This is a genomic window from Vicinamibacteria bacterium, from assembly GCA_035570235.1.
Lineage (GTDB): Bacteria > Acidobacteriota > Vicinamibacteria > Fen-336 > Fen-336 > DATMML01.
Genome location: DATMML010000051.1, coordinates 38,643 through 52,293 on the forward strand (window position 1 = coordinate 38,643; position 13,651 = coordinate 52,293).

At 69.4% G+C, this 13,651-nt stretch carries 8 protein-coding genes; 5 read left to right on the forward strand and 3 right to left on the reverse strand.

Features of this window, described 5'->3' with window-relative positions; all coding sequences use genetic code 11:
* The first annotated feature begins 49 nt into the window (after positions 1 to 49).
* From VN461_09745 to VN461_09765, 5 genes are all read left to right on the forward strand, one after another.
* Positions 50 to 1,309 carry a GYF domain-containing protein gene (locus VN461_09745; GenBank protein ID HXB55053.1) on the forward strand — a complete coding sequence of 420 codons (1,260 nt, stop codon included), beginning with the start codon at positions 50 to 52 and terminating at the stop codon, positions 1,307 to 1,309.
* Entirely contained in the window at positions 1,306 to 2,508 is a 1,203-nt protein-coding gene (locus tag VN461_09750) for a PP2C family protein-serine/threonine phosphatase (protein ID HXB55054.1), read from the forward strand. The genes VN461_09745 and VN461_09750 overlap by 4 nt, the downstream gene beginning before the upstream one ends.
* Positions 2,509 to 2,757: 249 nt before the next feature.
* Complete coding sequence (locus VN461_09755) at positions 2,758 to 5,775, forward strand: DUF2339 domain-containing protein (protein HXB55055.1); 3,018 nt, start codon at positions 2,758 to 2,760, stop codon at positions 5,773 to 5,775.
* Entirely contained in the window at positions 5,775 to 7,886 is a 2,112-nt protein-coding gene (locus tag VN461_09760) for a DUF3999 family protein (GenBank protein ID HXB55056.1), read from the forward strand. Before VN461_09755 ends, VN461_09760 begins: the two co-directional genes overlap by 1 nt.
* A 265-nt stretch (positions 7,887 to 8,151) precedes the next feature.
* Positions 8,152 to 9,564 (forward strand): M20/M25/M40 family metallo-hydrolase, encoded by a 1,413-nt coding sequence (locus tag VN461_09765; GenBank protein HXB55057.1) that lies wholly within the window; start codon positions 8,152 to 8,154, stop codon positions 9,562 to 9,564.
* Here the strand turns inward: VN461_09765 and VN461_09770 are convergent.
* The 3 genes from VN461_09770 to VN461_09780 are packed head-to-tail and all read right to left on the reverse strand — an operon-like array spanning position 9,528 to position 13,610.
* A complete protein-coding gene (locus VN461_09770) occupies positions 9,528 to 10,901 on the reverse strand; it encodes a heterodisulfide reductase-related iron-sulfur binding cluster (GenBank protein ID HXB55058.1) in 1,374 nt (457 codons plus the stop codon). The genes VN461_09765 and VN461_09770 overlap by 37 nt on opposite strands.
* The gene (locus tag VN461_09775) at positions 10,901 to 12,181 is read right to left on the reverse strand and encodes an FAD-binding oxidoreductase (protein HXB55059.1); all 1,281 of its coding nucleotides are present in this window, start codon (positions 12,179 to 12,181) and stop codon (positions 10,901 to 10,903) included. The genes VN461_09770 and VN461_09775 overlap by 1 nt, the downstream gene beginning before the upstream one ends.
* On the reverse strand, positions 12,162 to 13,610 hold the full coding sequence (locus VN461_09780; GenBank protein ID HXB55060.1) for an FAD-linked oxidase C-terminal domain-containing protein: 1,449 nt from the start codon (positions 13,608 to 13,610) through the stop codon (positions 12,162 to 12,164). The genes VN461_09775 and VN461_09780 overlap by 20 nt, the downstream gene beginning before the upstream one ends.
* Between the last annotated feature and the right edge of the window lie 41 nt (positions 13,611 to 13,651).

The window sequence follows — 13,651 nt, forward strand, 5'->3', positions numbered from 1 at the left end:
GTACGGGGGCGAACGGATCGCTCCCGAACCAGTTTGGGTCCCCTGAGCCATGGCCAACTACACGGTCCGCGTGCCCAACGGGAAGGAATATGGCCCTGTGGACCTGGCCATGGTCAAGAAGTGGCACGCGGAGGGGCGCATCGGCAAGGACGCGCTGGTCTGGGAGGAGGGTGCCCCGGAGTGGGTGCCCCTGCCCCGCATACTCGAACCGGACAGCGTCACCCGGCCCGTGCGCCGCCCCTCGCCCGCGGCCGAGCCCCGCTCGGCCGTCAGTCCGCGGTCCCGGACGACCGCCTCCCCGACCAGTGGCGCGATCCTGCTCGTCGGTTCTCTGATCGTGGTGGCGGCGGGGGTGGCGGTGTTGCTTGCCTACGGACTGCCGATCCTGCAAAGGCGGCGTGCACTCGCCGAGATCCAACAGCACACGTCCCCGGAGCGACGGTTCGTGGACAACGACCTCGGCCTCGCCGTCGAGCTCCCGGAGGGCTGGTGGATGCTCCTCCCCGAGAGCTCCCTGGTGGTGGCGCCTGAGGCCCGGCTCAAGCTCGCGGAGCCCGCGCTCGGCGCCTTCGCGGTCCTGATCGTGGAGCCGCTCCCCCGCGGGATGGGGGGCTCCCTCGACAAGTTCGTGGATCACCTTCGCGAGGCTCGGCGTCCGCGCTATCCCGACGAGAAGGAGCTGGGCCGGTCCGATATCACCGTCGGTAAACATCCCGCCCGCCTGGTTCAAACCACATGGGCCGCCGACGGTCAAGAGGCGCGGGGCTCCACCGCGGTCTGGCGCGACGGCTGGAACTACTTCGCCCTGCGGTCTTGGTGCCCGAGCCGGGAAGCTTCGCGGATGGCCCCCGAGCTCGAGGCCCTCCTCCGGGGGGTGTTGATCAAGGGCGTGCTCTCGGCGCGCGTCCGCCAGGTGGTGGACCAGCTCGTGCTCGAGGCGCCGGAGCTGTCGCGGCCCGCGGCCGAGGCCCTGGTCCAGGATCGCTTGAGCAGCGGTCAGAAGGCGGACGACCTTGCCCAGACCCATGTGCAAACGGTGAGCCGGGGCTTGCATGCCCTGAGTACCGAGGAGACGCGTGCTCTGTCTGAGATTTACGCCCAGGTGTACGCCCCCATCCCCGAGGCGGAGCGGGTTCGCTTGGCCCGCTACATCGAGCGGGTGAAGGAGGGTGAGTTTGTGCGCCCCGAGGAGGGGCAGGCTATGCGCCAGCTCCTGCGCGACGGGGTCATGGGGCTTCCCGGGGACGTCCGCGTCCGGCTGCAGGCCTTGAACGAGAAAGCCATCGCGGCCGGCCTCTCCGGGTCGTGACCAACCAGCGCGATCGCTTTGAGGACTTCGCCCAGCGCTTTGCGGAGCGTGTCCGAGGCGTCACCCCCGGTCTCGGGGAAGGCTACGGGCAGGCCATCCGTGACCTCTTCACCCGCGGGGTGACGGGGAAGGGCCTGCGGGAGCTGCTAGAGCAGGAGACCAGCGATACCTACCGTTTCTTCACCCGCGAGATCGACTTCTCGGATGTGACTGTCCAGGCCTGGTACAAGCAGCCGCCCCTGGCCCTCTGGCGCATCTTCCTGGCCATGGCCTACCGCTTGAGCCCCTGGCGGCGGATCCTCTTTGCGATCGCGGCCCCCGTGCTGCTTCTGGCCTGGGTGAGGTTCTTCTTCTCCTTGGCCGCGGAAGGCCCCTGGTCCCTCCATTTCTTCTTCGGCTGGGAGAACTGGATGCTCTATGCCTCCACCATCCTCTTCTTCCTGCTCGTCCTGGAACTGCGGGACAAGTTAGGCCTCAAGGGGGACCTGGAGGTGGCGCGCCAGATTCAGTTCGGCCTCCTCCCCTTCGAGCCCTTCGCGCGGGACGGAACGAGCATAGTGACGTCCATGCGTCCGGCCAACACCGTGGGCGGCGACTACTTCGACATCATCGAGCTGGGCGACGGTCAAGTCTCGGTGGTGGTGGGGGACGTGGCCGGGAAGGGCATGCCCGCGGCCCTCCTCATGGCCCTCCTCCAGGGCAGCCTGCGCACGCTCATCACGGCCGGACTGCGCGGCCCCGAGCTGCTGAGCAAGCTCAACGCCCACCTCTGCGCCAACATCCCGTCCAACCGTCTCATCACCTTCTTTTACGGGGAACTAGACACGGCTCGCGGCGGCCTGCGCTACATCAACGCCGGTCACAACCCGCCTGTCTTGATCCGGGCTGCGGGGGAGCTCGAGCACTTGGCGGCCACGGGTCTGGCCCTCGGGGTTATGCCGGGCACCATATTCGAGGCCATGCGGACGGAGATCGAGCCGGGGGACCGCCTCTTCCTCTATACGGACGGCGCGACCGAGGCTTTCAACGCCCGCGACGAAGAGTACGGTGAGGAGCGGCTCCAGGCTTACCTCCTGGCCCACCGCGGCATGTCCCACCGGGACCTGATCGATGGCCTCACCGCCGACGTCCTCCAGTTCTGCGGCCCCGTACGGCTGAAGGACGACATGACCTTCCTGTCCCTGAGCCGTGAGGGTTGACCACCCCGATCGTGCCCATAGCCGTGCTCGATGACCCGGCGTTTCGACCAGAGAGAGACCCGCGGCCCCGCCCGTCTACTCTGAGCGCCCATGGGTAAACGCAAGCCCAGCCCGCCACGTCAGCCACTCCCCATGAAGAAGGGCGGGGATTGGAGAAAGCCCGCGAAGCCCGGGCGGGGCCGCCGATGCTAGGATACGCCGCATAAGCCAGAAGTCGGGCACGGCGGTGCGACCCCGCCGGGAGGCAACGTGGAGGGCGCTCTCGTCCTGGTCGGGTTGATGATCCTGGCCCTGGCCGTGGTCGGGCCTCTCCTGGCCGTGGTGGCCTTGGTCCGCACACGACGGTTCCAGAGCCGCATCGAGAAACTGCAGGCCGATCAGGGCGCGCTGGAGACACGTTTCGCGGCCTTTCTCAAGATAAACATGGCGGAGCGGGCGCGTCCCGCCGAAGGTCCCGGGGCCGCGCCGACACCCTCTCCTCTGGTTCAGAGTCCCCCCCCCACGCCTCCGGCTCCCGCTGCCCCTCCCCGCCCGGCGACCCCCGTCGTCGCTCCCCCGGTGGCGGCCCCCCCCGCGCCCTCACCGGAACGGCCGGCGCCGCCCGCAACGCCCCCCCCGCGGCCTCCGCGCCCGGCGCCGCCGCCTCCCTCCACGCCGGTCTTCGACTGGGAGAGCCTGCTCGGCCTCAAAGGCGCCGCTTGGCTCGGGGGCATCGCTCTCGTCGTCGCCGCCATCTTCCTCGCAAAGATGGCTTACGACCGCGGCTACTTCACGCCCGAACTGAGGATGGTCTCGATGCTGGGGGCCGGCATCGGCGGTCTGGTGTGGGCGGAGCTGAGCCTTCGCAAGGGGTACGCGACGACCGCCAACGCCGTCTCGGGGGCGGCCATCGCGATTCTCTACATCGCCCTCTACGCGGGCCACGCCCTGTGGCACCTGCTCGCGACCGCACCCACTTTTGGCATGATGATCCTGGTCACGATCGTGGCGGGCTTGGTCGCCATCCGGTACGACGCCGTCTTCACGGCGGTCCTGGGACTGGTTGGCGGCTTCGCGACCCCCATCTCGCTGTCGACTGGCGAGGACCGTCCGGTCAGCCTCTTCTCCTACATCCTGCTCCTGAACCTCGGTCTCCTGGCTGTGGCCGTGAAGAGGGGCTGGCACAGCCTCGTGCTTCTGGGGCTCCTGGGGACCTTCGCGCTCGAGGTCGGATGGTTCGGGAAGTTCATGTCTCCCGAGAAGATGATCGTGGGCCTCCTGGCCTTCTTACTCTTTGGCCTGCTTTACCTCTTTCTGCCCACCCTCGCCGGCGAGGAGGAGCAGCCGACGTTGCGGCTGGTGGGGGGCCTTGGGGTTGCGGTGTCGTTCTTGTTTGGAGTCTTGATAGCGGGCAACGGCGCCTACATCCGCGAATGGGAGCTGCTCTTCGGCTACCTCGCCCTCCTCGACGCGGCCCTCATCGCGGTGGCCCTCTTCCGCCGCCGGACCGTACTGCTCCTGAGCGGTGCCGTGGCCACCGGCGCCACCCTCTTCGTCTGGGCGGTGCAGGGTATCCCCGCGGCCGGCGTCTGGGGCCCGACGCTCGCGGCCATCGCTCTCGCCACCCTCTTGAACGCCCCCGTTCGATTGGGTCGCCTCCTCGCGCCCGAGCGCGTTGAGGAAGACCGATCGACCTTCGAAGGGGCGGGCATCGCGGCTGGTGCGGGCTTGGGGCTCTTCGCCCTCGCGTTCGTGATGCGCACCCCCGGGGACCCGCTCTGGCCCTTTGTCGCCCTCCTCGGCGCCCTGATCGCCCTGTTCGTTGAGCGGAGCGGCGAGCGGCGACTCGCCGGGGTTGCGCTCCTGGGGCCACTCGCTCTGGCTCTCCTCATCCAGGTCTGGTTGCACCACCGATCGGGGGGGGAAACACTGCTGCGGAACTTGAGCGTACCCCTGCTGCTCGCGATCACGGTGTCCCTGGTGGCGGCCCGGCGGGCGGAGGCGCCGGTGAACGCCAACGAGGACGAAGCGGGAGTGGTCGGCGCGACGCTCATCGCCGTCGCCGGCCTCTTCGCTTGTCTCGTCTCCCCGGAGCTGGGCCGCGATCCGGGGCCGCTTTTTGTAGCCCTGGCAATCACGCTCGTCCTGCTCGTCGCCTCTGCCCTACGCCGCGACTGGACGTGGCTCCTGCCTGGGGGCCTGCTTCTGGCTGCGTTGTTCGCGACCGCTTGGCAATTCGCCTTCTTTCATCCTCCCCAGGATCTGGTTGTCGTCTTACCGGGCGACACCGCCTTTTACCTCGCCTTCCTGGGCCTTCCCTTTGTGATGCCGGCGCGGATCGTGAACCTGTGGAAGATGCGCCCCGCACCCTGGCTCGCGTCTGCCCTCGCGGGGCCCGCTTTCTTCCTCCCCCTCCACGACTCGCTCGTACGAAGCTGGGGTAAAGGGATGATCGGCCTCCTGCCCCTCGCCATGGCCGCGCTGACCGTGCCGGCGCTGGCCGGGATTTCGCGGCGCTTCGTGGCCCGCGCGGGGGATCGGGAGGGGGAGGGGCACCGCCTGCGCTACATGGCGCTCTTCGCGGCCGTTGCCTTGGGTCTCGTTGCCGTAGCCATCCCCTTGCAGCTCGACCGGCAGTGGATCACCGTGGGCTGGGCCCTGGAGGCCGCCGCCGTCTTCTGGCTTTTCGGCCGGCTGCCCCATCCCGGGCTGAAGACGTTCGGCGCCCTGCTTTACGGCCTCGTAGGCGTGCGGCTCCTGCTGAATTGGGATAACGTCCTGCGCTATGAGGCCCGTGGGGGGCCGATCTTCAACTGGCTCCTCTACACGTACGGTGTCCCCGCGCTTTGTTGCCTCCTCGGCGCCGCTGCCCTCGCGCGGGCGGAAACGACGCCGGGCAGCCGGCGCTACCTCGCGCCAGCGGTGTCGCTCCTCGGCCTCGTTCTGATCTTCGTCCTCATCAACCTGGAGGTCGTGGACTTCTACTCCGCCCAGCGCTACCTCGAGTTCACGACGGAGCGGGCGCTGGCCCGGGACCTCACGATGTCGGTGGCCTGGGCGCTCTATGCCACGATCCTGCTCGTGATCGGGTTCTGGCGCGAGCGGCAAGCGCTGCGCTTCCTTTCTCTGGGATTCCTCGGTCTGACCGTGGCCAAGGTGTTCCTCTACGACCTCTCCACCCTGGCCGGCATCTACCGCGTCCTCGCGCTGCTCGCCTTGGGTGTTGTCTCCATCGTGGTCTCGCTGCTCTACGGGCGAGCGTTGCGGCAAAAGGAGCGTCCCACGTGATGCGTCCCCGGCTGGGCTGGGTGATGAGCGCGGGCTGGGGAGCGGCCTTGGCGCTGGCCCCCCTCCCCGCACCCGGACAAACGCCGGATCCCGACGGGGAGCGCTCTGCCTGGCACTTCAGGCGCGGCGTGAGCCTGACCTCGGCGGGGTCGGGGCCGACCCCCTCCTTCGCCGCGCTGCCCTTGCCCCCCGAGGTGGGAGCGCGTTGCCAGCCCCAGCTCGAGGACGTGCGCCTTCTGGCCGCGGACGGTCATGAAGTCGCCTATGTCGTGGATCGCGTCGTCGAACGAGAGATGCAGACCGCGGTGCACGGTCGCCTGGTGGACACGCGGACGGAGAGGAAAGAGCGCACGGTGTGGGTGGTCGACCTTGGGGAGCCGCGCGACTTTGATGACATCACCCTCGAGATCCACGAGCAGGACTTCGTGAAGCGGCTTCTCGTCGAGGCTTCGGAGGGGGCGCAGTCCTGGCGTACGCTGCGCACGGATGCCGGCGTCTTCGACCGGCCCTGGAACGTCCGCGTCCACCACACGTCGATCGATTTCCCGGAGCCGATCCGGGCCCGTTACCTGCGCCTGTCCGCCGACGATCGGCGCTCGAAGCCGATCGTGCTGACCGGGGTGACCGTCTTGAGCCGCCGGCGGCTGCCCGCCGAGGCTTGGGAGCGGCCGGTGGAGCTCAGGCCCGCCGGTTCCGGGGGGGGCGTCAGCCGATACCTTCTGGAACTACCGCCCTCGTTCCCCCTGGAACGGCTTGAAATCGCCTCCGACGATCCGGCCTTCTCGCGGCGGGTGGTGCTGTACGACGTCCCCCGCCCGGAGGGGCAGGGGGTGAGGACAATCTTGGGGGAGGCGCTCCTCTACCGGCTGCAGATCGAGGACGAAGCCCTTTCCGGCGAGTCGCGGGTGCTGCCGGTGCGCCGCGGCCATTCGGGGGAGCTCGTCCTCGAAATTCACGACGGGGACAGCCCTCCCCTGCACAACCTGCGCGTGTTGGCGTCGGCTCCCGCCACGCGGCTACTCTTCCCGGCTCTTTCTGGGCCCCTGACCCTCTACTACGCGAACGAAGCCACCCGCGCCCCCGCTTACGACCTGGAGACGCTTAAGGGGAGGATCGGCCTAGCTCCCCTCTACGCTTTGGCGGCGCTGGGACCGGAGGTGGAGAACCCTCGCTACCAAAAGCCGCCCCCCCTCCCCTTCACCGCCCCCCGCGGCGCTCTCTTGGATGTCGCCCGCTGGAGAGCGACCCGCCCCTTCACCGTCTCCGATCACGAGGACCTCTACACCCTGACCCTGGCGGGGGAGGACCTGGGCCTCCTGCGCGATGACCTGGGGGACCTCCGTATCGTTGACGAGGAGGGGCGGCAGGTCCCTTACGTCCTCGAGCCGGTGGCCTCGGAGGCTCGCGTGACCCTCGCTTTTGCGAAAGAACCGGGGGCCACCTCCGAGCGTCGGGCCGTCACGCGCTGGCGGCTCGCCGTCACCCCGACCTCCGGGGTCACTCTGCCGCTTCCGTTCGCGGTGCTACAGCTCGGGTTTCGCGACACCTTCTTCGCTCGGCCCGCCCGCTTGTTGACGCCGGCCGCTTCGGGCGGGGGCGGCGCTGAGAGGGTCGTCTTCAACGGCACCCTGGCCGCCCCCGCCAGCCGGCCGCGCGCGCCCGGGGGGATTCGTCTCGGGGTCGGCGGCGCCACCGAAGCGCCGATTGTGCTCGCCCTGGACGGTCTCCGTCAGGGAGAGTTCTTCCTCGAGATCAACGAAGGGGACAATGTCCCCTTGACCCTCGCGGAGTGTCGGGGCGTTGTGCGCGTGCCACGTCTCGCCTTCAAGGCCTCGCCCGGCGCCTATCGGGTCTTGCTCGGCAACGGCGCGGCCGGGGCGCCGCGCTACGACATCGCAACCCTGCGCCAGGAAATCCTGGCCTACTCGGCGCTGCCCCTCGAGGCGGCCGGGACCTTGCCCAACCCGGCCTTCCGCCGGCGGGCCCGTGATTACTTGCAGGATGCGCCGCCCACCCTCCTCCTTTGGGGCACGCTGCTCGCGGCGGTGGTTGCCCTCCTGTTCCTGACCGCTCGCATTCTCCGCCAACCCCCGGATCCCTCGGCTCCTTGAGACCGTTTCCGCGCGCCACGGGTATCCTCCGGCAACACTCCGCTGCCCCCGGTAGCCTCGGAGGCTGGCGGCCGGGCGCAATCCGGCCAAGCGCCGCAGGCATGCCGTCGATGACGGTCACCACAATATTCAATCGGTGAGTGCTCGGGCGCTCGCTCCTTCCCATCCGGGGCCGGCCCTGAGCCCGGCTGCGCGGTGCGGTTCCCGTTCCCGGTGATCTGCACTAGACTGCTACCGCGTCTTCTCGACCCTCGCAGGAGGACTCATGACTTCGTCGAACACCAGCGTCACGTCCGCGCTTACCTATCTCGAGCAACACACGCCCGAGTTCCTAAAGACCCTGGTGACCATGTCCCGGATTCCCAGCGTCTCCGCCACCGGTTATCCCGCCGCGGAAGTGCGGCGGTCCGCGGTGGCCGTGGCCGACGCCCTGCGCGCGGCCTCGGTGGAGCACGTGCAGATCCTCGAGATCCCGGGCGTGCATCCCTATGTCTACGGGGACTGGCTCCACAAGCCCGGCGCCCCCACCATTCTTCTCTACGGACACCACGACGTACAGCCCGAGGGCCGCCCGGAGAAGTGGATCTCGCCCCCTTTCGAGCCCACGGAGCGGAACGGGCGGCTGTACGGCCGGGGCACCTGCGACGACAAGGCGGGGGTCATGGCCCATGTGGCGGCAGTGGCCTCGTACCTGCGGTCCGCGGGCTCCGTTCCCTGCAACGTCAAGTTCATCATCGAAGGGGAGGAGGAGATCGGCTCCGAGAACCTGGGGAAGTTCCTCGAAAAGTACAAGGGCATGATGGCGGCCGACTTCATCGTCCTCTCCGACACCGCCAACTTCGATACCGGCGTCCCGGCCTTGACCTACCAGCTCCGCGGCATCTGCCAAGTGGACGTGGAGGTCACGTCTCTGGGACAGCCGCGCCACAGCGGGATGTGGGGGGGGCCGGTGCCCGACCCGGTGCAGGTCCTCTGCCGGCTCATCGCCGATCTTCAGGGGAAGAACGGGGAGCTGAACGTGCCCGGGCTGTACCGGAAGGTCGCCCGGCCCAGCGCGAAGCAGCTCGCCCGCCTGCGCAGGCTCCCCTTCAACCAAGCGAAGTTCAAGCGCGAGGCGGGCATGATGCCGGGGATGACGCTGGCGGGTGAGAAGGGCTACTCCGTCTATGAGAAGCTCTGGACCCGCCCTTCGCTGACCGTCATCGCCATGGAGTCCCACGCCATACAGGGCTCCTCGAACCAGATCGTCGACTCGGCCCGCGCCCGTCTCTCGTTGCGGACCGTCCCCAAGATGGACTCCCGGGAGGCAGGTCGGCTGCTGGTCCGGAAGCTGACCGCCCGGCCCCCCTACGGGGCCAAGGTCACGGCCACCGTCACCGGGGGCACGCCCTGGTGGACCACCGACCCCGAAGGCCCGGCCTTCGAGGCGGCCCGGCGCGCGTTAAAGGCCGGCTTCGGCAAGGAGACGGCCATGATCGGGGCCGGCGGCTCCATCGGCTTCGTGGGGCCCTTCGCCACCCTCCTTCGGGGCGCGCCCTGCCTTCTCATGGGCGTGGAGGATCCCGCCTGCAATGCCCACTCCGAAAACGAGAGCCTGCATCTCGGGGACTGGGTGAAGTGCATGAAGGCGGCCATCCACCTCTACGACGAGCTGTCCCGCGTCCCCCCTCGGAGCTGACGGGGAAGCTCGTTTCGGAGGGAGGCCGCGACGAGCTCGATGGAGTGGACCGTGGGGAGGGGGTGTCCAGCGCGTGCCAGCCCGCTCCGGAGCTGCAACAGGCAGCCGGGGTTCCCGGTGGCCACTACCGTTGCTCCGGCCTTGATCACGTTCTGCGCCTTGCGATCGCCGAGCTGGCGGGCGGCCTCCGGCTCCACCAGGTTGTAGATCCCCGCCGACCCGCAGCAGATGGCGTCCTCTCCCACCTCCACCACCTCGAGGCCGGGGATGCCGGCCAAAAGCTGCCGCGGTTGTGCGCGGACCCCCTGGGCGTGCTGCAGATGGCAGGAGTCATGGTAGGCGACGCGCAGGGGGAGGGGGTGACGCCGAGCCTGGGGCGTGAGCTCGCAAAGCAGTTCCGAGACGTCCTTGCACTTTGCGGAAAACGTCCGCGCCCTCTCCGCGAACTCCGGGTCGTCGCGGAGCAGCCAGCCGTACTCCTTCATGGTGGAGCCGCAGCCCGCGGCGTTGATGACCACGGTATCGACCCCTTCCTTCTCGAAGGCCTCGATCGTGCGCCGCGCCAAGGCCAGCGCGGCCTCCTCCTGTCCCGCGTGCACCAGGAGCGCGCCGCAGCAGGGGGGGGAGGAGGGAGCGATCACCTCGCAGCCCTCCGCGGCCAGCACCCGGGCGGTGGCGGTGTTTACGTCCGCAAAGAAGATTCGCTGCACGCATCCCCGCAGCAGACCGACCCGTCGCCGGGGTGGGCCCTCCGCGGGTGTCCGCTGCGCTAGCCCCGCTCCCAGCTCGGCCAACGAGAGGGGGGGCAGCAGCGCCTCCATGGCGCGGAGACGCGCGGGCAGAAGGTCGAGGAGACCGGAGCGCCGCAAGAGCCAGCACAGGCCGGATGCCTGGTAGAGCCAGAGGGGTACCGCCAACGCCCGCAGTCGAGCCGGATGGGTGAAAACCGCGAAGAGCATCCGGCGGAAGAGCCGGTCCGACCATGCCCGCGGGTGGTTCTTCTCGATCTGCGCGCGCGTGGCCTCGATCAGCTTGCCGTATTGCACCCCCGAGGGGCAGGCGGTCAGGCAGGCCATGCAGCCTAGGCAAAGGTCGATGTGGCGAACGAAGGTCTCCGTCATTCCGGTCTGGCCTTCCAGCCCCATCTTCATCAAATAGATGCGGCCTCGGGGCGAGTCCATCTCTTGGCCCCAGAGGGCGTAGGTCGGGCAGGTGGGGAGGCAGAAGCCGCAATGCACGCAGTCCTCGATGAGGTCGAGGGAGGGAGGGTGGTGGTGGTCGAAGATGCCGGTCGGGGAACCGGGCTCCGGACTGGGAGCCGCCGGAGGGGGGGCCATCAGATCCCTCCCACGAAGCGCCCCGGGTTCAGCAAGGCGGCGGGGTCGAACTGCTCTTTGACGCGATGCATGAGGGGAAGGGCATCGCCCGGCGCACCCCAGGCCTCCGCGCCCGCCCTGGCTTCGGGGGGACAGTGCAACACGGCGAGCGATCCCTCCTCGGCCTCGACCCCCTGGCGGAGGGCGCGCAGGACGTCCAGGAGCGCCGCCGTCGAACCCTCCAGCCGAAGCCAGGCCAGACCGCCGGCTTGGGCGACCATCCGCCAGGAGAGGCCCCCCCGCTCCGCTTCCCGCCCCACGCGCTCGCAGAGCATCCCGAGCCGCGTGGGCACCACGGCCAACCGGCAGACCACGGCTGGCTCCGCTCCCGCCCAGAGCGCCTCCCGCGCCTCCCAGACCTCCGCGGGAGCCTCTGCCGGCTTGGTGGCCACCAGCCCCTGAAGCTCCTCCACCCGCGCCTCCAGAGCCGCCTCTTCCCCTTCGAAGCGGATGTCGACGCCGAGCGATCCCCCTTCTTGGGCCCGGATCTGAAGCCCGGTCGGAACCAGCGTCGAGTCCAACACCGCCAGGATCACCTGGCTCACGGCCTCGGCCGTAGGCAGGACGAAGCTCAGGTTGCGGACCCGGCGGGGGAGGGGATACAGCCGGAAGGTCGCCTCCGTGATCACGGCCAGGGTCCCCAGGGAGCCCGCCATGAGCTTGGGCAGATCGTAGCCGGCGACGTTCTTCACCACTCTGCCCCCACTCCGGGCCAGAGTTCCGTCCGCCAAAGCCACCGTGATCCCCACCACCAGGTCCCGCATGGCCCCGAAGCGCACGCGCAGGGCGCCGCTGTCGTTGGTGGCCAGGACGCCGCCGATGGTGGCTCGGTCCGGCCAGAGGGGATCCAGGGACAGCCTCTGGCCATGCGCGGCCAAGCTTCGTTGGAAGCCGGCCACCGTGCAGCCCGCCTCGACCGTGGCCGTCATGTCCGCCCAGGGGTGGTCCACGACACCCTCGAGGCGGCGGGTGGAAAGGATGGCGTCGAGTCCGCGGGGAGGATTGCCCCACTCCATCTTCGTGCCCCCCCCGCGGGGGGCCAGGCGCAGGCCCAGCTCCTGAGCGTGGCGGAGCACGGCCGCCAGCTCGGCGGCAGTGCCGGGCTCGATCACGGCCCGGGGGAGCACGCCCGCCACCGCATCCGCGGGGGTGGCCGGCCGTAGGTGGGCCGCCCCCACCACCTCACCGAGGCGGGCCCAGCCCCCTTCCCGGATCCCGGGCTCAGAAGAGCTGGGCGACACCGGCGACCTCCAGAGGGTGCGGCTGGTAGGGCCCTCGCCTCTCGCCACAGAGCCGGGGACGGGGGAACACCTTCTCGGGATTGGAGAGTCGCTCGGGGTCGAAGGCGCAACGGACGAGCTGCATGGTCTCCAGGTCCGGCTCCGCGAACATCACGGACATGAACGCCTTCTTTTCCTCGCCCACGCCGTGCTCCCCCGTGATGGAGCCTCCGGCCTGCACGCAAAGCTTGAGAATATCGGAGGCCAACTCCTCCGCGAGGTGCTCTTGTCCGGGCACTCGGCGGTCGTAGAGTACCAGGGGGTGCAGGTTGCCGTCCCCCGCGTGGAACACGTTGGCCACGCGCAGGCCGACGGCGGCCGACCGTCGCTCGATCTCGCGGAGGATGCGGGAGAGGCTCGTGCGCGGGATGACGCCGTCCTGGACGATGTAGTTGGGGGAGATGCGGCCCATGGCCGCGAAGGCGGCCCGGCGACCCTTCCAGACCAGGGCCCGCTCCGCCTCGGACTGCGCCCGCCGGATCTCCCAGGCTCCGCAGGAGGTACAGAGGCCCTCCACTCGCTCCATGAGCAGCTGTACCTCGCCGCGGGGACCGTCCAACTCGACCAGGAGAAGTCCTTGGCAGCGGGGGTAGCCGGCGTGGACCGCCGCCTCCGCCGCCTCCAGGGCCAGCGCGTCCATCATCTCGATCGCGGCGGGAAGGATGCCGGCGGCGATGATCTCGCTGACCGCCGTCCCCGCCTCGTCCGTAGAGTTGAAGGCGGCGAGGAGGGTCTGGACGCTCTGGGGCCGTTTCAGTATTCGCAGCGTGATCTTGGTCGCGATGCCCAGGGTGCCCTCGGAGCCGACGAACACGCCGCACAGGTCGTACCCTGGCCGGTCCAAGCTCTTGCCGCCGAGATGGACGAGCGACCCATCCGGAAGCACGATCTCCAGCCCCAGCACATGGGTGGTGGTGAACCCGTACTTGAGGCAGTGCGCTCCCCCCGAGTTCTCGGCCACGTTCCCCCCCACCGTGCACACCGACTGCGACGAGGGGTCGGGGGCGTAGAAGTACCCGTGGGGCGAGACCGCCTGTGTGACATGCGCGTTGATCACGCCGGGCTCGACCACCACCCGCGCGTTGGGTATGTCCACTTCGAGAATGTGGTTGAGACGGGCTAGGCTGATGACGATCCCGTCCGCCACCGGGAGGGCCCCTCCGCTCAGCCCCGTGCCCGCTCCCCGGGCCACGAAGGGGATACGCTCCCGGTGGCAGACGCGGAGGACGCCTTGAACTTGCTCCGTGGAGGAGGGGAGGAGCACTGCCCCCGGCACCACCCGAAAGTTGGTGAGGCCGTCGCACTCGTAGGTACGGAGCTCTTCGGGTCGCGTGATGAGGCCCCCGTCGCCGACGATCGACCGGAACGCGTCGACGGCGCGAGGGTCCATGGGCCTCCCTCTTTTATGCCCTTCCCCCACCCCGGTCAAGC